Here is a 22,984-nt window from a genome sequence, read left to right as displayed (position 1 = left end):
ATATCCGGGCACAGGGGTTAGACACGTTGACTGCGCTATACGCGGCCGAGCATAGCTGATGCCGCGCACTCTCAGGGCGCCGAGTTTTGCAGCACTGGTTTGGCAAAATAGCTCACCAGCGACTCGCCGGTATTATCGCTGTCTGCGGCAAATACCACGCCGAGAATTTTGCTCGGCGCCGAGCCAAAAGCGGCAATTGCGTCGGCGCGCAGATCACGCTGCTCCTCTTGCCACTGTTGCACCGCAGTTTCAGGCCCGCGCAGCACGCGCATCTCAACTTGCTCGGTATACGCACTGCGCGCATGAGTGCCCGGTTTTTCGCGGTTATCCCAAACGTAGCTGAGTGTCGCAACTGGCAAGTTGGAATCGTAAAAGGTCCGCGCCAGGCGAATCTTCTGCCGTGTCAGAAACGGCAAGGTATCGAGTGGATAGTCCAGCAGCACGTAAACCCGCGCCGCGTAATCATCGCCCTCGCGGGTGGCAAATCGCGCAGCCTTGAGGGTTTTATCAATGCGCCATTGCCAGCTCAGCTGCCAGGCTTTATCGCCGGGCAAATCCAACGGAAACAACAGCCCGCCAGCGGCCGAGTCGGCGCGAATCTGCAAGGCATTGCGTCCGTCGATATCAACTACAGAACGCTGCGGCGGTTGCAATTTGGGAATATCGGCAACCCGCCACGGCGTCGTCCAACTGCTCTCGCCGGCACTTCCCGCCCACGGTGTAATCACGTTCTGTGCCTGCGCCAATGGCGCCAGCAGCAACAGCGACAAGAGCAGCTTTTGCATTAACTTCTCCGCCAAGTATGAAACCGTTCAACCCAGCGCAACACGCCTTGCGGCGCATGCGCACGCTTCCACTCACCGGCAGCGTATTTATTCGCCTCGCTCATGGTCGGATACGTGTGAGTGGTGCCAAGAATCTTGTTCATGCCCAGATTGTGCTTCATCGCCAACACATACTCGGCAAGCAATTCACCGGCATGTTCGCCGGCAATGCACACGCCGAGAATGCGATCTTTGCCGGGCTCGGTAAGCACTTTGACATAGCCGTGCGCGGCCTCGTCTGCAATGGCCCGGTCAAGGTCGTCGATGCCGTAACGCGTCACTTCAAACTCGATACCTTGCTGGCGGGCTTCGTTCTCAGACAAGCCAACCCGGGCGATTTCAGGCGAGGTGAAGGTGCAATAGGGGATAACGCGATAATCGACCTTGAAGCGTTTGAAGCCGCCGAACAAAGAGTTCACCGCCGCGTACCAGGCCTGATGCGCCGCGACATGGGTGAACTGATACGGCCCGGTTACATCGCCAACCGCATACACGTTGGGAAAGCGTGTGGCCATGTATTCGTCGGTTTCCAGCGTGCCATTCTTGCGCACCACCAGATCGAGATCTTCGGCGCCATAACCCGTCACATTGGCCACACGGCCCAGCGCCAGCAGCAGGCAGTCGAAGGCAATAATCACCTCTTCGCCGGTATCCTGATGCCGGGCGATCATGCGCTGTTCGCCATCCACACACTCGAAACGCTCGGCCTTGTGGCGCAGGCGCAAGTCGACGCCATCTGCACGCATGCTGGCCATCAACAATTCACTGGCATCGATGTCTTCGCGTGGCAGCAAACGCTCATCCAGCTCAACCTGAATCACCTGACTGCCGAGGCGCTGAAAGGCTTGCGCCAGCTCACAACCGATCGGCCCGCCGCCCAGCACCAGCATCCAGCGCGGCTGCTCACGCAGGCTCCAGATGGTATCCGAGGTGTAAGCACGCACCTGATCGAGGCCGGGAATGTTCGGCACCAGCGGGCGCGCGCCCGCCGCAATGATCAGGCTGCGGCTGCTGATGGTTTTGCCATTGACTTCAACTGTCCACGGCGAGGTGATTTTTGCCTCGCCGGTGATCACCTCAACGCCGAGACCGTTGTAGCGCTCGATCGAGTCGTGTGGCTCGATGTCTGTAATCACGCGCTGCACGCGCTCCATCACGGCGGCAAAATCCACCCGCCCACTGACGTCACTGAAACCCAGCGCAGCGCCCTTGTTCAGCTCATTGGCCAATTTGGCCGAACGCAACAACGCCTTGGACGGCACGCAGCCGGTATTCAGGCAATCGCCGCCCATTTTGTGCTTCTCGATCAGGCTGACCTTGGCCTTTACCGCCGCACCAATATACGCGCTGACCAAACCGCCCGAGCCCGCGCCAATTACCAGCAGGTTGCGTTCAAAAGTGTCCGGCCGCGCCCAACCCGAATACACACGACGCGCCTTGATCATGCTGAGCAACTTGCGCGCAATCAGCGGAAATATGCCCAGCAGCACAAATGCGCCCAATACGTCTGGCGAGAGAATACCGCTGAGCGAATCGAGCTGGCCCAGTTCGCGGCCCGCATTCACATAAACCAAGGTGCCGGGCAACATCCCGAGCTGGCTAACCCACCAGAATGTGCGCGTTGGCAGACGCGTCAGGCCCATTGCCAGATTGATCAGGAAAAAGGGAAAGATCGGCACCAGACGCAGGGCAAACAGGTAGAACGCGCCTTCTCGCTCAATGCCCTGATCGATACTCGCAAGGCGTTTGCCGAATCGGGATTGCACCCAGTCACGCAACAGAAAGCGACTGCTGAGCATGGCCAGTGTGGCGCCCAGCACTGACGCAAATGAAACCAGCACAAAGCCTTCGAGCAAGCCGAACAGCGCGCCGCCGAGCAGGGTCATCAAGGCTGCGCCCGGTAACGACAAGGCGGTAACAGCTACGTACGCCGCAAAAAATACACCGGCCGCCAACAATGGCTCAGCGCTGACCTGTGCATTCAGCGCTGCTTGTTGGGCCTTGATGGCGTCGAGGCTCAGATACTGGCCCAGATCGAAAACGAAGAAACTGCCAATAAGCGCCAGAATCACACCCATCAGAACTAATTTACGGCTATTCATGATTCCAGCGCCTCCAGTGCGCATAGGGTCTGGCACAGGCTGAAGCCTGCCAGCAGCGCGGACTGAGGAGTATCTTCAGTCGCGCCAAGTACTTGTGCTCGGTAGGACAACGCGCCCGGGCTTGCGTGCGGCCATTGCCGGTCAAAATCGGCCAGAAATGCGCCATGTTCGTAATTCAGTGCCAGCGCCTCGATATACAAGCCGTCACGCTCTGCCCGGTACAACGCCGCCGGATGTGGATGCGTGGCAATGCGGCTGAGCACGCCGTAGCGACCGTTATTGAAATTGGGCAAGCCACTGGCGCCGTTATTGATCAACGCGCCGTGCTGCAGGTTGAGCGCCACCGCCGAGCAGGTGTGACTGGTCGCCAGCACCTCTATATTGTGCGTCTCGAACCACTGATCAAGCTGCTCTCTGCGCGCCTCGCTGGCCAATGCTTCACGCGAGCAACTCCAGCCTGCCAGCGACTGCTCATCGCCATGACTGATCGCCACGCGGCGACCGCCCACCGTCACCAGCGCAGTGGCGGGGCGCGCCGCCAATCTGGCCGCCATGCCGCTGATGCCCTGCACGGTGTTGTTGAGTTCGGCCTGAATCGCATTCGAGCGGTGCACCACGGCGTCGTCCACGCTGGCCGGATAAGCGCAGCCGCAACCTGCACCACTGGCAGAGTCGCGACCCAACTCGGTCTCGACATTGCCGCGCAAGACGATATGCGCCTGCAGGCCCTGCTCGATGGCCACGAATATCTCGGGATCGCGATCAAACCAATGTGCATCGCCATTGAACACAACCCGCGCTGCTGGCTCGGCTTGCAGACGCTTTTGTAACGCGGCCAACGCCTGACGATTGCCGTACAGCCCGCCAACCACGTACAACACATCGGTCGCAAGGCTGGCGGGGCTGCTGAATGCCTGCGGCGGCAGGCGATAGTCCAACGGGCAATCACGCCCCGCACGCAGGTTCATGCTCAGGCTTCTCCGCGTGCCGGGTAGTTGTTGTTGATGACGTATTCGATGGCACCGAGAATCTCGTCGAAATGCGGCCGCGCAAACGGCATGGTGTTCACCGCCGACATATACAAGGTGCCGTCCGGGCGCACCAGAAATACTCCCGGCTCGCCAAACAACGCGGGCTCTTTTTCACCCTTGCCGGTCGAGACAAACAAGCCCCAGTTACGCGCCTCTTCAATGCTCACGCCATAACCCAGCGGCACATTGCCGATAGCCCAGGTTTGCTGAGTTTTTTCCGCACGCTCATGGCTGTCGGTAGACAACGCCAGCACGGACACACCCAACGCGTTGAAACGTTCGATCAGCCCATTGAGTTCCTGCAAGGATTTACGGCACAGCGGGCAGTGCAGGCCGCGATAAAACACCAGCAGGGTGAAGTGTTCGGGGGCAGGAGAATTCAGCTGCCACTGGCCCTCGGGCATCAGCGAGACTTTAAGTGCAGGCACAGGTTGACGCGGGATCAGAGTAGTCATGAAAGCATCCTTGATTGAGTGGAAGGTGCGCACCAGCCGGCGATCACATAGCCCAGCGTGCAGAGGATTAATCCATACAGATTGACGCCCAGTAACAGCGCGTACTTACCGTCGCCAATCGCCCAGCTTTGCGGCACCCAGCCCAGACTCAGGCCCACACCTAAAACGATGCCGCACCAGAAACTCAGGTGAAAACCAAGGCGCGTCGGTTTAACCCAACCATGCAACAAGAACACAGGCGCCAAACCAATCACCATGGTGCCACTGATCGTGGTGGCCTTGAGAATGTCGGTGCCCGCGATCATCGGCAGATTGCCCAACACGGCAAATACCATCATTACGGCCATGCCGACGCCGATGGCTTTCTGGCCGAGATCGCGGCCTGCCATTTGCGGCAATTCACGGCCCACCAGCTTGGCCAGGCTGGAAAATGTCGAGTCGAGGGTCGAGCCCGCCGCCGACACCATCACCACGGTCATTACCATCAAGGCGCCCACACCGAGGGTTTTCGCCAATGCCGCCGGCACGTTATCGGAGGCTGGCAAACCGGTGAGCTGTGCATGCACGCCGATCAGACTGAACGCCAGAATTGCGAAGAAACCCAACACGCCGGCTATCAGGAACGAGCGGCGCATGGTTTTCTCTTCGCTGATAAAACCCCGGTCGGTCAGCACCGGGTCGTGAAAGCCATAGCTGAATATCTGCAAGCCCGCGACCAGCAGCAGGTCGACGCCGCTGTCGAGCGCCCAGTGGCTGGTGCTCGCCAACTCGCGCGGGGTATGCGCAGGCAGCACCAGCCCGAGCACCCAGATCAGTGCGACAACAAAAATAGCGGCTTGCGCTGCGTCGGTGAGGATTGAGCTGCGCAACCCGCCACGCAGGCTGTAGGCAAGCGTGACGGCGGTGAACAGCAAGGCCGCCACGATGAACTCGGTACTGCCGGAGTCGCCGTAATAGCCGCCGACCACCGCCGTGTTGCTCCAGACCTCATTGAACAGACGAATCAGAATCGCCGCCGAGAAAGCCAGCGCCGCACCACGCCCGTAGTTGCTGCTGAGAAAACTCACCAGACCGGTCGCTGCAAAGCGCCGCCGCAGGCGATAAATGACAAACCCGGCCAGCGGGATCGACAGCCAGTAAGTGGCGTACGCCAGACCGCCGACCAGACCGTAACTGGCACCCAGATTGGCCGCATTGGTGACCGATTTGGCAAAGATCCAGCTGATGAAAATACTCGACGTCAGCAACCACGGCGCCGCACTGCGACCCTGATTGTCCTCACCGTTGAAGAAGCCGCCGACAGTCACCGCACGTGGCGACAACACGATCATCAGCACGCCGTAGACCAACAAAAAGCCCCAGAAAAACAGCCCAATAGCCGAGTTGGGTTGCATAGCGATGATCCTTAAGAGTTGAGAGCGCCAGCACAACTAGAACCTTGCCCGGCGGTGCAGGCAAAGCAGTGATCACGGGTGACGATGGCATTTCCGGACAGCGAGGTATTGAGCAGGTCCCGCAAGTGCGGGCGTTGGCGGGCAATGACTTGCCCGGCAATTTCCAGCGGCAGGTCAAGCATCTGGTTGAAGTCGCAATCGTATAAATAGCCTTGCCAATCGACACTGACCAGCGAGCGGCACATCACGTTAGGCAGATTCTCGGCCCTGTAGCTGTCACGCAACAACTGCATATAGCCGTTGAACTGTCCCTTGCTCACGAGTGTGCTGCCGAACCGTGCGATAGGTTGGTTGGTGATGGTGAGCACGTGATTGAAAACGATGCCGAAATCTTCCGCCAGATGGCTTTTGTAATCGGCTTCCAGCGCCACTTGCGGAGGCGGCAAGGTGGGACCTTGCGGGTTATACACAAGGTTGAGAATGAGGCCACTGCCGGGTTGGCCGTAACCTAGCGCATTGAGTTTTTGCAGGCCGATGATGCTGGCGTCGAACACGCCGTCACCGCGTTGTTTGTCGACGTTGTCGCGCGAATAGCAGGGCAGCGAAGCGGTAACCTCAACCTGCTGCTCGGCCAGAAATTGCGCAAGATCTTCATAGCCTGGCTCGCTGAGAATGGTCAGATTGCAACGGTCAATAACGCGCAAACCTTCGCGGCGCGCGTGCGTGACGATTTCGCGAAAGCGCGGGTGCATCTCGGGCGCGCCGCCAGTCAAATCCAGGGTATGCACAGGATGCGCGTCGATCACCTGATGCAGCAGCTGCAGGCTGTCGTCAGTCATCGCTTCTGTGCGCGTTGGCCCGGCATTCACATGGCAATGCAAGCAGCGCTGATTACACAGGTAGGTTAAATTGATCTGCAGGGCTTCAAGCGCACCGCGAGTAATCGGCGGGAAAGCCAGATCATCAAGTAAAGGAAGCATTGCGCGCACAGGGAACTCCAAAAATTAATCTAGGCAATAGAGCTTTAAAAGCTGAATTAATTACAAGCGCAGACAATTATTTTCAGCATAACTGCTATACAAAACTATGCGTTCACAACCAAGCAATGAGGTTTCCGATGTTACGCCTATGCCTGTTCTTCGTTGCCGGATTTCTTGCGGTAATTTTCTTTCATCAGCCGATTTTAGGGCTGCTGCATGGTGCCGGAATTGTTCCGGTCGCCCCTTTCAATATGGCGCAAACCGCACCTTTGGGTGTGCCGTCGATACTTTCTGCGGCCTTTTGGGGTGGAGTCTGGGGCATAGTCATGCTCTCGGTTTTCCGCTGGCAGGCAGACCAGCCGCAGCCGTGGCTGAAAGGCCTGTTTTTTGGCGGCATTGCGTTGACATTAGTAGCACTAATTGTTGTTTTCCCGCTTAAAGGAATGGGCTTTAATTTAAGCCAATTGCCTGGACGTTTTTTTATCGGTTTTCTGGTAAATAGTGCCTGGGGAGTGGGCACTCTGATATTCGCCCGCACCCTACTCGGCAAATAAAAAAGCCACGCGCTCAGGCGACTGGCGAACTTGCAGCACTTTCAAGCTCTCGGTCACCCTGCTAGCGGCAGCGGTGACCCAGGCAAGAGAGCCGAGTTACCCCGAATATTCTTGCGGACGCCTACTTTGCCATTTATCAATCTGCTGCTTTCACTGCTACTGCTGGCCTTCAGCGTCGCCGTTCCCGCGGCCACGCTGCCAATGCAGACAATGACTGCCGAGCAATTGGTTAAACCGGTAGATATCAAACAGGTACTCGTACTCGAAGACCGCAACTCGGCGCTCACCGCCAACGAGGCGCTCAATCAAATTCGCAGCCAGGGTAAGTTAGTCGCCGGCACTCCGCGTCTGGGTTACTCCGACAGTGCCTGGTGGGTGGCATTCGAGCTGAATGCGCCGCCCGCCATGCAGCTCGAGATGATCATTGATCAAGCCTTCACCGACGACATTGAACTGTGGTTGTACGACCGCGACCGTTTAATTGCGCCGATTTACAGCGGCGATCACCTGCCATTCCTGCAGCGGGGCGAGCCGTTTCCACGCTTTATGCTGACCCTGCCAAGGCTCGGCGTAGGCCCACATACTCTGCTGCTGCGAGTTCATAGCGCCTCAGCCGTGAGCTTGCCAATGCAGTTGGTGAGCAGTGAAAAAAACACCCTGTTGGTGGCCGTAAACTGGCTACTCGGTGGCCTGTTGATTGGCGGTTTGATGAGCCTGGCCGTTTTTTACATGCTCAAATTCCGCGCGCTGCGCGAACAACAACTGGGCTACTTCTGCATTACCGCACTGGCCTTGTGTGCTTACAGCGCCAGCTTGCATGGCGTGATTGATTTGCTGTTCAGTCAATGGCCGTGGCTTTCCAAGCGCGTGGTGCAGGTTGCCAACCCGTTAATGCTGATCTTCAGCACCTTGTTCATCATCAGCGCGCTGCGCCTGAAACTCGGCACTGTGCTGCGACTGGCACTGAATGTGTTGATCGCCATCATCGTGCTGGTGAGCTTATGGAACGCGGTGTACAGCGACGATTACCGCGGTTACCAGGCCTTTAACCTGGTCTTGTTGCTGGTCGGCCTGTTCCAGGCATTGGTGGTCACACTCAGCTTGATCAAAGGGCTGCCTTATTCGCGCGGCTATTTCCTCTGCTGGATCAGTGCGCTGGTGATGATGACCGTGCTTCCGCTGGGACGTCTGGGCATTATCAACCTGCCTTCAGATGCCTATGCCCTGCAGACCTTTTTGCCGCTGCTGAGCATGCTGCTTTTCAGCGCGGTGCTCGACCGCCAGCTTGAAAACGTACGCAAGGCATTGCTCAGCAGCCAGTCGCAAGCCATCGATAACCTTGAGCAATACCGCGCCTTGTTCAATAGCGCACGCGAAGGCATTTTCCGCTGCACGCTCAACGGCACCCTGCTGGAAGCCAACCCCAGCCTGATCCGCTTTCTCGGCTCAACGCCTGGAGACGGAAGCTGGCAAGCACTGCCCGTGCAAAAGCTGCTGGGCACAACGCAATGGACCAAGCTGGTGGCAAAACTGGACGCCGCACACCCGTCGGTGAGCCAGGAGTGTCAGCTGCGCGACCTTAATGGCAAGCGTCATTGGGTCTACCTTTCGTTGCATCTGCGCTCAGCCCATACCTGTATTGAAGGCATCATTTTCGACCTCAGTGACCGTCGCCAGCTTGAAGACCGCCTCAAGCATCAGGCAGCACATGACTCATTGACTGGCTTGCTCAATCGCAGGGAACTCGAACGCTTGCTCCAGCAGAGCCTGCTAAGCAACGACACCAGCCGTTTCAGCCACCTGCTGTACATCGACCTCGATCAGTTCAAGCAGGTGAACGACCTGTGCGGCCATTCGGCGGGCGATCAGTTGCTCAAGCAATTGTCCGCGCATATGCAAAACATGCTGCCGAAGAGTGCGCAGTTGGCGCGCATTGGTGGCGATGAGTTTGTCGTGCTGCTGCGCGAACAAGATCACTTCGTCGCGCTGGGACAGGCCGAGCGTTTGCGCCGCAGTGTCGAGCAATTTGTATTCATTTGGGAGAACACCCCGTTCCGCCTGCATGCGAGCATCGGCGTGCTCACCCTCAGCCAAGATATTTGTGACTGGGAAACCGCTCTGCGCTGGGCCGACAGCGCCAGCCAGCAGGCCAAGGTGCTGGGCCGCAACCGGGTTCAACAGTTCAACCCGACTGACGGCGCATTGCAGGAACAGCAACGCCAGTTGCAATGGATCACCCGCCTGCAAGAAGCCATGCGCAGCAATCATTTCGTGCTGTTTTTCCAGCCGGTCATGCCTCTGCAAACAGTACGTGACGAACTGCACTATGAGTTGCTGCTGCGTTATTGCGACCCGGCGACTGGCGAGTTCATTAGCCCCGAGCGCTTCATGCGCGCGGCTGAACGCTACAGCCTGCTGGTCGATATCGACCGCTGGGTGGTGCGCAACCTGTGCCAATGGCTGAGCAATAACCCGGAGCACCTGCAGCAGTTGGGCCAGGTCAATCTCAACCTCAGCACGCACTCGTTGCTTGATGCCAGCTTCCACATCTTCTTGTCGCAGGAGTTGATGAGCAAAGGAATTCCGCCACACAAAGTGTGTATCGAAGTCACCGAAATGGTCGCACTGGGAGAGCTTGCGGTGTCCACCAAATGGCTGAAAAGCCTGCGCAGCCAGGGCTTCAAAGTGGCGCTGGACGACTTCGGCAGCGGTTTTGCGTCCTACGCTTACCTGCGTCATTTGCCGCTGGATATTCTCAAGATCGACGGCAGCTTTATCCGCGGCATCGAACACGACCGCATCAATCAGGCGATGGTTGGCTCCATGCAGCAGATTGCCAAGCAACTGGGCCTGCAAACAGTCGCTGAATTCGTCGAGACCCAAGACTCGCTCGAGTGCCTGCGCGCGCTGGGTATCGACTATGGACAAGGCTACTGGATTGCCGAACCGGCACCGCTGAGCAGCCTGACCAAACCTCTGCCCACCGCCTCCGCCCGTTTCGGCCTTTAACTCAGCTTGAATTGCAGGCAAAAAAAGACCCGCCAACGCTTAACGCTGGCGGGTCTTTTTAGCAACTAGCCTCAGGCCAGTTCGTCAAAGCACTCAGCGATAATCGCCAGGCCCTGATCAAGCTGTGCGTCAGGTGCAGTTACCGGCACCAGCACGCGCAGAACGTTGCCGTATGTACCGCACGACAGCAGGATCAGACCCTTGTCACGTGCCTTGGCAACAATCTGGCCTACCAGAGCAGCAGCTGGCTTGTGGTGGTCGCCATCTTCAAACAGCTCAACAGCGATCATCGAACCCAGTGCGCGCACGTCACCGATCGACTTGTGCTTGGCCTGAATAGCCTTGAGGCCAGTGACCAGACGCTCGCCGACAGCCTTGCTGCGATCCAGCAGGTTCTCTTCTTCAAACACTTCCATGACCGCCAGAGCAGCCGCGCAAGCAATCGGGCTACCGGCATAAGTGCCGCCCAGACCGCCCGGCGCGATCGCGTCCATGTATTCGGCCTTGCCGCACACGCCCGCCAACGGGAAGCCACCAGCAATCGACTTGGCGAAAGTGGTCAGGTCGGGAGTAACGCCCATCTGCTCCATCGCGAAGAAAGTGCCGGTACGGCCAGCGCCGGTCTGTACTTCGTCAGCGATCAGCAGGATGCCGTGCTGGTCGCACAGGGCGCGCAGACGCTTCATGAAGTCTTTCGGTGCGACGTAGAAACCACCTTCGCCCTGAACCGGCTCGATGATGATCGCAGCGATGTCTTTAGGCTCGGCATCGTTCTTGAAAATGCGCTCGATGCTGGCAATCGCGTCGTCAGTGCTGACGCCGTGCATTTCACACGGATACTGCGCACGGAACACGCCGCCCGGCATCAGGCCCATGCCTGCCGAATACGGAACAACCTTGCCGGTCAGACCGAGGGTCATCATGGTACGGCCGTGGTAGCCGCCGGTGAACGCGATTACGCCGGCACGGCCAGTAGCAGCGCGGGCGATTTTAACGGCGTTCTCAACAGCTTCAGAACCAGTAGTGACCAGCAGGGTTTTCTTGTCGAAATCGCCTGGCACTTTGCCGTTGATCTTTTCGCACACTTCAACGTACGGCTCGTAAGCCAATACCTGGAAGCAGGTGTGGCTCAGCTTGGTCAGTTGTTCCTGCACGGCAGCAATGACTTTCGGGTGCAGGTGACCGGTGTTGAGCACGGCGATGCCGCCGGCGAAGTCGATAAACTCACGACCTTCAACGTCCGTTACGGTTGCGTTCAGCGCTTTTTCAGCGAAGATCGGGTGGATCTGACCTACACCGCGTGGAACGGCAGCAGTACGGCGTTGCATCAAGGATTCGTTGGTCTTGCTCATGACTTCCTCATTCGCCACTCATCGTGTGGCGTGGTTCAAGGACAAAGCAGCTCGACAACCTGCGACGCATGCATTCGATGATCGACTGCGTCGCCGTTGCCCGGCTACAGGGGTGGTTTAAAACTTGCCGGCGCCACGCTAATCGGGCGTCCGGCAAGACGGTGGCCGGTAAGGGCGTCCAGTTGGCTCTTGCCAGTGAACAACCCTCACCCACTCACCCGCGCAATATCACTATTGCACGCAGGTAATCAGATGCTCAGGCAGAGGTATTTGATTTCCAGGTAGTCCTCGATGCCGTACTTGGAACCTTCACGGCCCAGACCCGAAGCCTTGATGCCGCCGAAAGGAGCGACTTCGTTAGAGATCAAACCGGTGTTAACACCGACCATACCGTATTCCAGCGCTTCTGCAACACGGAACACACGGCCCATGTCACGCGCATAGAAGTACGATGCCAGACCGAACTCGGTGTCGTTAGACATGGCGATAACATCAGCCTCGTCCTTGAAGCGGAACAGCGGCGCCAGCGGGCCGAATGTCTCTTCTTTAGCCACTGCAGCGTTGCGCGGCACGTCGACCAGAATAGTCGGCTCGAAGAAGCTGCCACCCAGGCTGTGCTGCTTACCGCCAGTCAGTACCTTGGCGCCCTTGCCAACGGCGTCTTCGATGTGTTCCTGGACCTTGGCGACGGCTTTGTCGTCGATCAGCGGGCCAGTGGTCACACCGTCTTCCATACCGTTACCGATATTCAGCTTGGCCACTGCAGCCTTGAGCTTCTCGGCGAAGGCATCGTAAACGCCATCCTGAATGTACAGACGGTTGGCGCAAACACAGGTCTGGCCGTTGTTGCGATACTTGGAAATCAACGCGCCTTCAACAGCGGCGTCCAGATCGGCGTCGTCAAAAACGATAAATGGCGCGTTGCCACCCAACTCCAGCGACACTTTCTTGATGTCTTGGGCACATTCGGCCATCAACTGGCGACCAATTTCAGTCGAGCCAGTGAACGACAGCTTACGTACGGTTGGGTTGCTGGTCAGCTCGCCGCCAACATCGCCAGCGCTACCAGTGATGACACTCAGCACGCCTTTCGGGATACCAGCACGCTCAGCCAGAACCACCAACGCCAGTGCCGAGAACGGAGTCTGCGAGGCAGGCTTGATGACCATGGTGCAGCCCGCTGCCAGTGCAGGACCGGCTTTACGGGTGATCATCGCAGCCGGGAAGTTCCACGGCGTAATCGCGGCGGTCACACCGATTGGCTGCTTCATCACGATCAGGCGCTTGTCTGGTTGATGGCCAGGAATCACGTCGCCATAAATACGCTTGGCTTCTTCTGCGAACCACTCGATAAACGAGGCCGCGTAAGCAATTTCGCCCTTGGCTTCAGTCAGCGGCTTGCCCTGCTCAAGGGTCATCAGGCGACCCAGGTCGTCCTGGTTTTCAATCAGCAATTCATACCAACGGCGCAGCTTGTTCGCGCGCTCTTTGGCAGTCAGTGCGCGCCAAGCCGGCAGTGCACGATCCGCTGCTTCAATAGCGCGACGTGTTTCGGCAGCGCCCATCTTCGGCACAGTGCCGATGATTTCACCCGTGGCCGGGTTGTTGACCTTGATAGTCTGACCGTTGTCCGCATCAAGCCAGGTACCATCAATGTATGCCTGCTGACGGAACAGCTGGGTGTCTTTTAATTGCATGACAGTCTCCTCTTCCCGACACCAGCGTCGGATGGTTAATGGTGGCGCCGGGGGTAAAAACCCATTGAATAAATGCAAAATAAAACGCTAACGCTTCATCCCGCTTATAGAATTCGAAAGGACTCTGTCGCAAGAGTTCCGGATAGTCGCAGCAGGAGCGTTTGAAATCTCAAACGAATCCTAGGGTCGCAAGGGGTAAAGGGCAATAGTCTGTGCAAAAAAATGTACAAAAATAAGCGGTTTTTTATTGTTTACCGATAAACGAAACCACAAAACGCTATTAATGTGCAGAATCACGAACAATGCGCAGGCATGGACTCAAACGCCATAGATGCGTATCATTGCGCCCGCACTGCAAGCGCTCCCGCGCCCCTCGCCACTGCGAAAGCCAATGGTTTTACAGCAGCCGATTGCAGTCTAGGGCCAACGGCCTGCTTCATTACGCACCAGTAGCTCAGCTGGATAGAGTACTGCCCTCCGAAGGCAGGGGTCGTGGGTTCGAATCCCGCCTGGTGCGCCATACAAAACAAGGGCTTAGGTGAAAACCTAGGCCCTTTTGTTTTGGGCTGTGCCAATTCTGTGCCTAAACCGTGCCGTGCTGCTGCGCACGATTTATGCCCTGCGTCTCCCTTTGAGTATTAGCCTTATCACTGAAAGGTTAACCCGCGATGTGGACAACCGATGCGGCCGAGCGAACGAAGGGCCTTCCGGCCCTTATAAATTTAGTTACCCAGCAGACACTCAAGCTTCTCGATTAAGAAGTCCAGCGGGCTACGCCCCTCCAGGCGTTTTTCGAAAACTTCATTACGGTGGTAGTCGACCCAGGTTTCGAGGGCATGCCGGTTATCCTTCTCGTAGCCAGAGCCCAGGATACAAACAAGCTCAGTGCCATGCGGGTTCTCGAGGTAGTGACTCATGGCTGAAGCCAGATGCTTGAGGTAATTATGCTCACGAGCCTCCATCGATGGATGCAGAAGAGTCACGTTGTCACGTTTGATCAGTTTCATGGTGGAACTCCTCAGGCCTTGAGATTAGCTTTAATCAGGTTGTCGAAGGCACTGCCATCACGACGAGTCAGGTTGGGGACATAGCGCGAGTAAACACGGAACAGCATCTCGGTCGTGGTGTGCCCCATCTGCCGGGCGATCCACTCCGGGTTTTCACCAGCCGCCAGCCAGAGGGTCGCGGCTGTATGGCGGGTTTGGTAGGGACGCCGACTACGCAAACCCAGGTGTCGCAGCAGCGGGTACCAAACCCGGTCGTTGATGTTGCGGTATGCGTGCGGCGTACCTTCGCGGGTGCAGAAGACGAACTGGCCGCTTCCGGTTTTCTCCCGCTGGCCGATGAGCGCCTGGTAAACCGGCTCGGACATGTCGATTTCACGCTGTGACCCGTCGTTCTTGGTGTAGTCGAGCTTGCCGCCCACCCAAGTTTCACGGATCAGAATCTGCCGACGCTGAAAGTCGACGTACTTCCACTGCAAACCATCAACTTCGGCTGTGCGCAGGCCGGTGAAGAAGCGCACGGTGTAGTAGTTGCGGAAGTCCTCACGCACGACACCGAGAATCTGCAGTACCTCATCCAGGGTGAAGGGCTCCACATCTGTCTTGGGGACTTTCAGTGATTTGATGTTGAGGTATGGCGAGGTAAACTCGAAGCGGTCAGCTGCCTCACTAAGGATCATGCGCAATGGCGTCATGATGTGGTTGATTCGCGTCGCCGTCAGACTCTGGCCTTTCTGCCCGGGGACTTTGCCGAGTGCCGAGCGAAAAGACAGAAGTTCTGCTTTGGTGATGGCGCTGACCTCTTTTTTGCCAAACTCAGGCAGCAAGTGCTTATCGAGAGTAAGGCGTACGGTTTTGGCGTGCGTATCACGCCACTCGACCCTCATCTCCTCAAACCACAGCTCGGCAAAATCCTTGAACAGTGGTGTTTTAAGCGATGCACAGCCAGCCTGCAACCTACTAATCTCCAGTACTTTGCTGCTTTGAGGAAAGTAGCTGGCATAGTCGAAGCTCCCAAGGGTGATTTCTGCTTCGATGCGCTCCAAGATCTTCTGCAGCTTTTTCCGGTTAGCGGGCGTATCAGATAGCGTGGTCTGCTCGCGACAGCGTTGATCCAGGTAGGTGAAGTCAAAGAACAACTTCTCGTTGTCGGCACGAGCTCGAATCTTACCCATGACAGATGCCTCCCCCAGCCATGGGGACCAGCCCGGAAGTCCGCGAGAATTTCTGCATGTCTTCTTCGACGGCTTCCCAGATGAAAAGAATCTTGCGGCCGCCAAAGGGGCGGAAGTAGTGAATCCCTTCAAGCAGAACTGAATCTTTCAAGCGATTACGGATGGTGCGCGCGTCGTACTTCATGCGCGTGGCCAACTCTTCGGTAGTCAGGTAAGTGTGAGACATGGTTATGCCCTCTCTGCTAAATTGAACGGCAGCGGATTCTTATGAGTCTCTGATACCTCATAATGATCTCCTGCAGATCAATATAACGCTCACCTTGAGCTTTGCAAGAACAAAATGATCTTCTGAAGATCATTTTTTGGAGGATGGGATGGTCAAGTGCCATTTATCTCGCTTACTCGGCGAGCGGAAACTGAAGATAAGTGACGTGGTCAGGGACACAGGGATCAATCGCGGAACCCTCACGCGGCTCTATCACGAGACCGCGCAACGGGTGGAGCTCAAGGATCTAGAAACGATCTGCCAGTACCTTAATTGCCAGGTGTGTGACTTGTTAGAATTGCAGAGTGATACGGAGGACTGAATACCATCCGGACTTGGTCAAACTTGGAAGTGCCAGTCAATTGCGCAATTGCACACTTGTGACCAGTCAGTTGCATTTGTGTTGACCAGCCGATTGCATGCCGCCTTACCACTAGGCTGTATTGCTTGACTGGCAGAAGGTGGCCGGTAGCGGGCGCCTGCGAACGCCTGGTTCCGGTCTGAAGCTGCCCGTTGAGCTGAGACAAATCCACATACGTAATCAAACCTCAGCCCAGTTAAGTGTCACAGCTGGTTGGCGGAAAAAATCAATCGAAGGCCTATATTCCATGCTTGAGTAATTCAACCCGTTGGAAAAAAACGGCTATAGCCAAAGCGCTCGATCACCAGGACGACTGTGACAGCTAAGGCCTTCGGGTCTCTGATGGTTTTTTCCGATCAGAAGCGCTGCGTAGCCCATGGCCCTATGAATGCATTTGTCGGATACTTCCATTGCGCCAGCATCCACCTCTCAAGGCTGAAATACTCATGGCAAGGAAGAAAGCAAAAAACTCCAGCGGCACTGGCATCTTGATTATCTTTGCACTGGTTTTTGGTGCGCTCGCTTCGATCCCGAAGAATGCATGGATCGCTATTGCCGTGGTTGCTTGCATCGGTGGGGTCATGTGGTTGTTAGCCACACGCATGAAACGGCAGCTTGCGCAGTTGCAAAAATCTACCTCAGCGACAAAACCTCTGCGTGAGCCACGCGACAAGAACGTGACCTTCTCGATGCAAGAGGTTTCGTCGAGCAATATGTCTGAAGAAGCCTCCGACTTTTATACCGTCCAACTCGGCTCCCCTTCTTCCGCCTCCTTCAAAATCCCAGATGCGAGCAAGCAGAAATCAGATACCCGGTGGGTGCCTGCGGGCGAGTCAATTACCGTGGCTGGCTTTTCACTTCCAGGTGGAATGCTCTATGTAGGAAGCGCGCTGGGTCGATACGACGCGCAAGAGCCATCACTGCTCAATCCCAAACTACGGATAGCCAAGTCGTACGTTGATATTGAAGAACGGCTGATGTCCTACTGGCCGAGCTTCCATTCCATTTCGCCTGAAGCTCGGCGCGGTTACCTGCAGTGGCTAGAAGGCGGACGGCGTGATCCGCTGGCAGATACTGGCTACGTATTTCTGTTTTTCTATGGCCTTGAGCGCCGTGCTCTTGTTGACGCAGTAAGCGATCCGCAGGTTAAGGCCGAAATCCCCCTGATCGTCAAAGAAGTCCAACGATTGCTCAGTATTTATGGGGAGAGCCGATCGTTTAGAGGGTACGCAGAGGGCTTTCTAGATTACCTGAGCAATCAATCGCTCGACCCCAGCCTTTACCTTGGCCCACCTCCCGATGCAGTTGTTTACAGCTATGAAATGCCGCTTCCACTGCGTATTGGTTTGGGGCAACACGCCGCAAACAAACGACCACTTGATGCAACCTGGGCATTGGCATGGGCGTTAGCTGACCCCAATATCAGCAAGCGCACTCCTGTAACTCGGTGCAGGAATGTCTTCGCGGCGCTGTTCAAGCTCAAGTACGCCAGTACACATCCTGCGGGTCTAATGCTCGCCCAAAACAAGACCAAGCTTAAAGCCAGCTATCGACCTGCCTCGGCAGTTCTAATGGCCCCCTCGCTTAACGTGGGTGATCTTCCTGATGTCATGGCAACCTCGGGAACGCGCAAAAGTCTGCAATCGTTAGTGGAGCTATGCACCAGCGAGCTAGAGCCCTACAGCCGATATCTAGGCCGAAACCCTGAAAGCGCAGAAGCCCTTGAAGGCCTGCTGCAACTTCCAGTCACCCTATGGCCAGCTACAGCCCGTACGGAGTTGGATGAGATTCAAAGCAGAATCGGTGACGATCTGATTGTCATGAGCTTTGGAGAACTTGCCGGTCGATTCAAAAGCGCCGGTATGTTATCTCGTGACAAGGTTCTGGCCCTTGCTCGTGCATTGGAATCACTTCATATCGGTATGGAGCCTGATGTTCTCGCTGGGAGCAGGACTCCAAAAGCTGAAGATCGTATCGCGCTGTTCGTGACCCAAGCTGAGGACGGATCACTGCGAGCGTCGGCGGCCTACAACGCGGCCTCTGTCACACTCGATCTGGCCAGTTCAGTAGCCTCTGCCGACGGTGATACATCCAATGAAGAAGTCTCACTGCTTGCTCAGCACATCGACTCCTGGAGCCACCTGAGCGTTGCCCATCGCAAACGTCTCAAGGCGCACCTGCAGATTCAAATCCAGCAACCACCAACGCTGGCAAGCTTGAAGAAAAAGCTCGATCCACTAACTGTCGAAGCCAAGCGCACGATTGCCAGTTTCCTGGCTCACTTGGCTCAAGCCGATGGAATCGTCAGCCCTGCTGAAGTGAAACTTCTTGAGCGTGTTTACAAGGCGCTGCAACTGGATAGTCAATTGCTCTACAGCGATCTTCACGGCGCCGCAGCCGGTGCGAGTATTACTCCCGTCAAACCTGCAACAAGCTCCACTTCAACCGAACCCGGCACACAATCAGCCGCCGTTGCAAAACAGGGCTTCGTGCTCGATCACGAACGCATTGCTGAGCTGCAACGTGAAACGGCTGAAGTCTCTGCCCTCCTCGCCCAGGTGTTCACAGATGACCGGGTTGAGGAACCGGAACAGGCCGTAGAGACTGTGGAGTCGGCGATCGAGACCATTGCTGACGTTGCCGGCCTCGATCTGGAACATTCTGCATTCTTGCGCTTGTTGATTTCCCGTGCCGAATGGAGCCGATCCGAACTTGAAGCTGCTGCCAGCGATATGGAGCTGATGCTCGATGGCGCCCTGGAGCAAATCAATGACATGGCTTTTGAGCGTTTCGACATGCCCGTCACCGAAGGGGATGATCCCATCGAGATCAATACCGACATTCTGGAAGAACTAGCCCTATGAGCACTATCAGAGCCAAGGATCGCGACGCGGTCATCCAATCGTTGCGTGCAGGCGTTGTTCCTCGCGTCGGTCAACATTTGATTCAGGTTGGCCGGGTGGGAGAGCTGGATGCACTGATCAAGGACGTCAATCGCCTGGTCGAGAGCGGATCGGCATTTCGAGTGGTGATTGGTGAGTACGGTGCAGGCAAAACATTCTTTTTGAACCTGGTTCGAGCCATCGCCATGGAGCGCAAACTCGTCACCATGCACGCTGACTTAAATCCTGATCGTAGGTTACACGCTACGGGCGGCCAAGCACGCTCGCTTTATTCCGAGCTGGCCAAGAACATGTCGACACGCACCAAACCCGACGGCGGTGCAATGCAAGGCATTGTTGAAAAATTTATCTCACAGGCCAAAACGGAAGCCAAGGCGGCAGGCACAGACAGTGAGACTGTCATTCGAGCACACTTGGCTGAGTTGACCGAAATGGTCAACGGCTACGATTTCGCCGAAGTAATCGCCGCGTATTGCCGAGGTTTCGAGGAAGGCAACGAACAACTCAAGGCTGATGCTATTCGCTGGTTGCGTGGCGAGTTCACCACCAAGACCGATGCCCGCGCAGTCCTAGGTGTGCGAACCATCATTGATGATGCCTCAGTCTACGATCAGCTCAAGCTGCTGTCGAGATTCGTCAGACTCGCAGGTTTTGGCGGTCTGATGATCTGCCTCGACGAGTTGGTCAACCTCTACAAGCTGGCCAACACGCAGGCACGCAATGCCAACTACGAGCAGATCCTGCGCATCCTCAATGATTCGCTCCAGGGATCCTCTGAGGGTCTCGGATTCGTCCTGGGCGGTACCCCAGAGTTCTTGATGGACACTCGCCGAGGCCTGTTTAGCTACCCCGCCCTACAATCGCGTCTGGCTGAGAACTCGTTTGCCAAGTCAGGGCTGGTGGATCTGTCGGGCCCGGTGATTCGCCTGACCAGCCTCACCCCCGAAGACTTCTATGTACTGCTGCAGAAGCTTCGCCATGTTTACGCGGGCGGCGATGTCGAAAAATATCTACTGCCTGACGAAGCGCTCCCCCTGTTTATGGCGCACTGTAATCAGCGCTTGGGTGAAGCCTACTTCCGCACGCCGCGCACCACGATCACTGCATTTATCAATCTGCTGGCCATCCTGGAGCAAAACCCTGGTGCTGACTGGAAAACGCTGCTGGGAGGTGTCGAGGTAGCCAAAGACCTGGGCGGAGAAGATGACACGAAGGTCGACGCGGACGATGAACTTGCCACCTTCACACTCTGAGTCATCGGGATTCGACCAGCTGGAACCCCGTATTCAGCGATGGATTTGGGCTGAAGGCTGGACGTCCTTACGTGACGCCCAGGAAAGGGCTGTGCCGGTACTGGTGGATGCCGATCAGGATGTCATCATTGCCGCCGCAACAGCGGCGGGGAAAACTGAGGCTGCGTTCCTCCCCATACTCACCAATTTGCTGAACGACTACGACCCATCTGGGTCGGTGTTGTACATTAGTCCCCTCAAAGCCTTGATCAATGATCAATGGGACAGACTCGGCCGCCTCTGTGAGCAGCTCGAAATTCCCGTGGTGGCTTGGCATGGCGACATTTCATCAAGTAAAAAGCATCGCTTCCTGAAGTCGCCTGAAGGGGTGCTTCTGATCACGCCTGAATCCCTGGAGGCTCTGTTCGTCAACCGAGGCTCCAGTCTTGCCGGAGTGTTCCAGAATCTGCGCTATATCGTCGTGGACGAGTTGCATGCATTCATTGGAAGTGAGCGAGGCAAACAGCTTCAATCCCTGATGCACCGAGTAGAGCTCGTTGCTGGGCGCCGACTCCCCAGGGTCGGGCTTTCAGCCACGCTCGGCAATATGAGTCTAGCTAAGGAGTTTCTTCGTTCTGCAGACGCAGAAGGAGTAACCGTCATTAAGTCCGAAAACTCAGGCCAGACACTCCAGGTACAGGTTCGCGGTTACATCCAGCCCCCCATGAGCGAGCTTAAAAAGCTTCTCATCCAATCTGCTGACGAACAAAGCGAAGAAGACGAAAGGGAAAACAAGGCAAGTCCCGACTTTGCGATCGCTGACCATCTCTACAAGGTATTGCGTGGTAGCAACAATCTGATTTTCCCAAACAGCCGGCAGCAAGTTGAATGGTACGCAGATCAGTTGCGCCGGCGTTGTGAGAAAGATGGTGTGCCCAATGAGTTCTGGCCCCACCACGGCAGCCTTTCGAAAGACTTGCGCGAGCAAGCTGAGCACGCCCTCAAGGCTGGCGGCCAAGCAGCATCAGCCATCTGTACTACAACGCTGGAGCTCGGCATAGATATAGGTAGCATCAAGACAGTGGTGCAGATTGGCGCCCCACCCTCGGTGGCCAGCTTGCGACAGAGACTGGGTCGCTCGGGTAGGCGACCGGGGGAAAACGCGATCTTGCGCGTTTACTGCAAGGAGTCGCCACTAAAGGATAGCTCCAGCCTTTCGGATCAGTTACGCCAAAGTTTGGTTCAGACCATTGCCATGGTTCGTTTGTTGCTTGGTGGATGGTTCGAACCTCCCCGGACTCAGGGACTTCATGCGTCCACACTCGTTCAGCAATGCCTTTCTGTGATTGTTCAGTGTGGTGGTGCAACTGCATCTGATCTTTGGAAACACCTGGTGGCTGAAGCGGCATTCCGGAACGTAGAAAAGCCCGACTTTCTCAAGCTGCTCAAATCGCTCGGAGAACATGAACTCATCGTCCAAGACAGCTCGGGCCTGTTGCTGCCCGGGACAGTCGGTGAGCGCCTGATCAACCACTATGAGTTCTATAGCGCCTTTATCAGCGATGAGGAGTTCCGCTTGGTGTGCGACGGTAAAGCCCTAGGTTCTGTCCCCGTCAGCAGGCCTTTGACAAAAGATCAGCGCATCATCTTCGGTGGCCGACGTTGGCAAGTTCGTGATGTTGATCTTCAGGCAAAGGTCATCATCGTAGCCCCGGCACGCGGGGGCGCCCCTCCCCTATTCGACGGCCTAGGCGCAATGGTGCATGACAACGTGCGCAAGGAAATGCGAGCTGTACTCGCAGACCCTAATCCCTGCCCATTCATAGACCGCGATGCCCAAGCGTTACTCGACGAAGCCAAAAAGACATTCAACGCGTTAGGCCTCGGTGAACGCTACCTCATTGAGTCTGGAGGCAGATGCTATCTGATCAGTTGGCTGGGTGATTATGCCAACGATGCGCTTCGCCTATTACTCAATCATGTGGGACTTTCGTGTGATAACGCAGGCTTGGCGATTGAGATTGACGCCGATATCCAACGGACATTGGCGGCACTCAAGGACGTTGGTGAACTGGACGCAAATGATCTGGATTTGATACTCGCAGACGTAGAAAACATGCTGCGCGAGAAATGGGATTGGGCATTGCCCGAATCATTGCTGATGAAGTCGTTTGCGTCGATTTCATTGGATATCTCAACCGCGATCGATTTTGCGCAAACGCACGCCGCTACCTGAACAAATCCCAATGAAATGATACCCGGGGCCCTGATTCTAAATTGAAGCAACAGGGTCACGATGAGCGCTTATTTCGCCAGTTGCTCGAGGCATTTTCAACGAATTTTTCCTCAGAACGATGAACTCGACTCGGAGTTGCTTATCGCATCTCCAATTTAATGTCGCTCAGAAATGGATGTCGTGACGGTGCGGGTTATAACCGTGGCTGCCGAACCACGCTTCGATTCTCTCGATACTGCCGGGTTGGGTGCCGCGGATTACCCAGTCGGAGGTGGCAGGCCTGCTTTTTTCGGTCCATGAACGTAACTTTCCGTTTCTGCGCAGCACTGGCGGACAACTTTATTACGGCTTGAGAAATATACAAGTGCTCGCATTCCGGTGTCTGCTTTTGGCCCAGAGTGTGTAAAAAC

Annotated in this window: 17 protein-coding genes, 1 tRNA gene and 1 pseudogene; 7 read left to right on the top strand and 12 right to left on the bottom strand. The window is 56.3% G+C overall.

Annotated features, from left to right (window positions below):
• Positions 1 to 71 precede the first annotated feature (71 nt).
• Genes FEZ62_RS10490 through arsS form a run of 6 tightly spaced genes read right to left on the bottom strand, consistent with a single transcriptional unit; the run spans position 72 to position 6,786 of the window.
• Entirely contained in the window at positions 72 to 785 is a 714-nt protein-coding gene (locus FEZ62_RS10490) for a DUF3047 domain-containing protein (protein WP_172927608.1), read from the bottom strand.
• Positions 785 to 2,926 (bottom strand): bifunctional TVP38/TMEM64 family protein/FAD-dependent oxidoreductase, encoded by a 2,142-nt coding sequence (locus FEZ62_RS10485; RefSeq protein ID WP_172927607.1) that lies wholly within the window; start codon positions 2,924 to 2,926, stop codon positions 785 to 787. Before FEZ62_RS10485 ends, FEZ62_RS10490 begins: the two co-directional genes overlap by 1 nt.
• Positions 2,923 to 3,894, bottom strand: coding sequence for a hypothetical protein (locus FEZ62_RS10480; RefSeq protein ID WP_172927606.1), 972 nt, complete (start codon positions 3,892 to 3,894; stop codon positions 2,923 to 2,925). Before FEZ62_RS10480 ends, FEZ62_RS10485 begins: the two co-directional genes overlap by 4 nt.
• 2 nt (positions 3,895 to 3,896) lie before the next feature.
• Positions 3,897 to 4,412, bottom strand: coding sequence for a redoxin domain-containing protein (locus FEZ62_RS10475; RefSeq protein ID WP_172927605.1), 516 nt, complete (start codon positions 4,410 to 4,412; stop codon positions 3,897 to 3,899).
• Complete coding sequence (locus tag FEZ62_RS10470) at positions 4,409 to 5,806, bottom strand: sodium:solute symporter (RefSeq protein ID WP_172927604.1); 1,398 nt, start codon at positions 5,804 to 5,806, stop codon at positions 4,409 to 4,411. Before FEZ62_RS10470 ends, FEZ62_RS10475 begins: the two co-directional genes overlap by 4 nt.
• A gap of 11 nt (positions 5,807 to 5,817) precedes the next feature.
• Entirely contained in the window at positions 5,818 to 6,786 is a 969-nt protein-coding gene (arsS, locus tag FEZ62_RS10465; protein ID WP_178115916.1) for an arsenosugar biosynthesis radical SAM (seleno)protein ArsS, read from the bottom strand.
• A gap of 137 nt (positions 6,787 to 6,923) precedes the next feature.
• Here arsS and FEZ62_RS10460 point away from each other — a divergent pair, with 137 nt between their 5' ends.
• Positions 6,924 to 7,340, top strand: a complete 417-nt coding sequence (locus FEZ62_RS10460) for a hypothetical protein (protein WP_069902235.1) — start codon at positions 6,924 to 6,926, stop codon at positions 7,338 to 7,340.
• Between the two features lie 126 nt (positions 7,341 to 7,466).
• A complete protein-coding gene (locus tag FEZ62_RS10455) occupies positions 7,467 to 10,349 on the top strand; it encodes an EAL domain-containing protein (protein ID WP_242454940.1) in 2,883 nt (960 codons plus the stop codon).
• Between the two features lie 71 nt (positions 10,350 to 10,420).
• On the opposite strand, the gene gabT is transcribed toward FEZ62_RS10455, so the two are convergent.
• Together gabT and gabD are read right to left on the bottom strand one after the other, a co-directional pair.
• Positions 10,421 to 11,701, bottom strand: coding sequence for a 4-aminobutyrate--2-oxoglutarate transaminase (gene gabT, locus FEZ62_RS10450; RefSeq protein ID WP_172927602.1), 1,281 nt, complete (start codon positions 11,699 to 11,701; stop codon positions 10,421 to 10,423).
• Positions 11,702 to 11,949: 248 nt separating this feature from the next.
• Positions 11,950 to 13,398, bottom strand: a complete 1,449-nt coding sequence (gabD, locus tag FEZ62_RS10445; RefSeq protein WP_172927601.1) for an NADP-dependent succinate-semialdehyde dehydrogenase — start codon at positions 13,396 to 13,398, stop codon at positions 11,950 to 11,952.
• Between the two features lie 443 nt (positions 13,399 to 13,841).
• Between gabD and FEZ62_RS10440 the strand changes: the two genes are divergently transcribed.
• A tRNA-Arg gene (locus tag FEZ62_RS10440) sits at positions 13,842 to 13,918 on the top strand.
• Between the two features lie 202 nt (positions 13,919 to 14,120).
• On the opposite strand, the gene FEZ62_RS10435 is transcribed toward FEZ62_RS10440, so the two are convergent.
• From FEZ62_RS10435 to FEZ62_RS10425, 3 genes are read right to left on the bottom strand one after another with little or no spacing between them, the layout of a single operon-like run.
• On the bottom strand, positions 14,121 to 14,405 hold the full coding sequence (locus tag FEZ62_RS10435) for a hypothetical protein (protein ID WP_172927600.1): 285 nt from the start codon (positions 14,403 to 14,405) through the stop codon (positions 14,121 to 14,123).
• Positions 14,406 to 14,416: 11 nt separating this feature from the next.
• A complete protein-coding gene (locus FEZ62_RS10430) occupies positions 14,417 to 15,577 on the bottom strand; it encodes a site-specific integrase (protein ID WP_172927599.1) in 1,161 nt (386 codons plus the stop codon).
• The gene (locus tag FEZ62_RS10425; RefSeq protein ID WP_019341962.1) at positions 15,570 to 15,803 is read right to left on the bottom strand and encodes a hypothetical protein; all 234 of its coding nucleotides are present in this window, start codon (positions 15,801 to 15,803) and stop codon (positions 15,570 to 15,572) included. The genes FEZ62_RS10430 and FEZ62_RS10425 overlap by 8 nt, the downstream gene beginning before the upstream one ends.
• A 148-nt stretch (positions 15,804 to 15,951) precedes the next feature.
• Here FEZ62_RS10425 and FEZ62_RS10420 point away from each other — a divergent pair, with 148 nt between their 5' ends.
• The 4 genes from FEZ62_RS10420 (at position 15,952) to FEZ62_RS10405 (ending at position 22,574) form a co-directional block, all read left to right on the top strand.
• Positions 15,952 to 16,164: a helix-turn-helix transcriptional regulator gene (locus FEZ62_RS10420; RefSeq protein WP_172927598.1), complete on the top strand. Its 213-nt coding sequence runs from the start codon at positions 15,952 to 15,954 to the stop codon at positions 16,162 to 16,164.
• 485 nt (positions 16,165 to 16,649) lie between these two features.
• On the top strand, positions 16,650 to 19,067 hold the full coding sequence (locus FEZ62_RS10415) for a TerB N-terminal domain-containing protein (protein WP_172927719.1): 2,418 nt from the start codon (positions 16,650 to 16,652) through the stop codon (positions 19,065 to 19,067).
• A complete protein-coding gene (locus FEZ62_RS10410; protein WP_172927597.1) occupies positions 19,064 to 20,359 on the top strand; it encodes an ATP-binding protein in 1,296 nt (431 codons plus the stop codon). The genes FEZ62_RS10415 and FEZ62_RS10410 overlap by 4 nt, the downstream gene beginning before the upstream one ends.
• A 43-nt stretch (positions 20,360 to 20,402) precedes the next feature.
• The gene (locus tag FEZ62_RS10405) at positions 20,403 to 22,574 is read left to right on the top strand and encodes a DEAD/DEAH box helicase (RefSeq protein WP_172927718.1); all 2,172 of its coding nucleotides are present in this window, start codon (positions 20,403 to 20,405) and stop codon (positions 22,572 to 22,574) included.
• 177 nt (positions 22,575 to 22,751) lie between these two features.
• On the opposite strand, the pseudogene FEZ62_RS20740 reads toward FEZ62_RS10405, so the two are convergent.
• A pseudogene (locus FEZ62_RS20740) lies at positions 22,752 to 22,898 on the bottom strand (hypothetical protein); the annotation flags it as partial.
• Between the last annotated feature and the right edge of the window lie 86 nt (positions 22,899 to 22,984).

The sequence above is a fragment of the Pseudomonas sp. MS19 genome (assembly GCF_013277615.1).
GTDB classification, from domain to species: Bacteria; Pseudomonadota; Gammaproteobacteria; order Pseudomonadales; family Pseudomonadaceae; genus Aquipseudomonas; species Aquipseudomonas marincola.
Note: the sequence above shows the minus strand (reverse complement) of the source record. Positions and strands in the feature narration are given on the sequence as shown.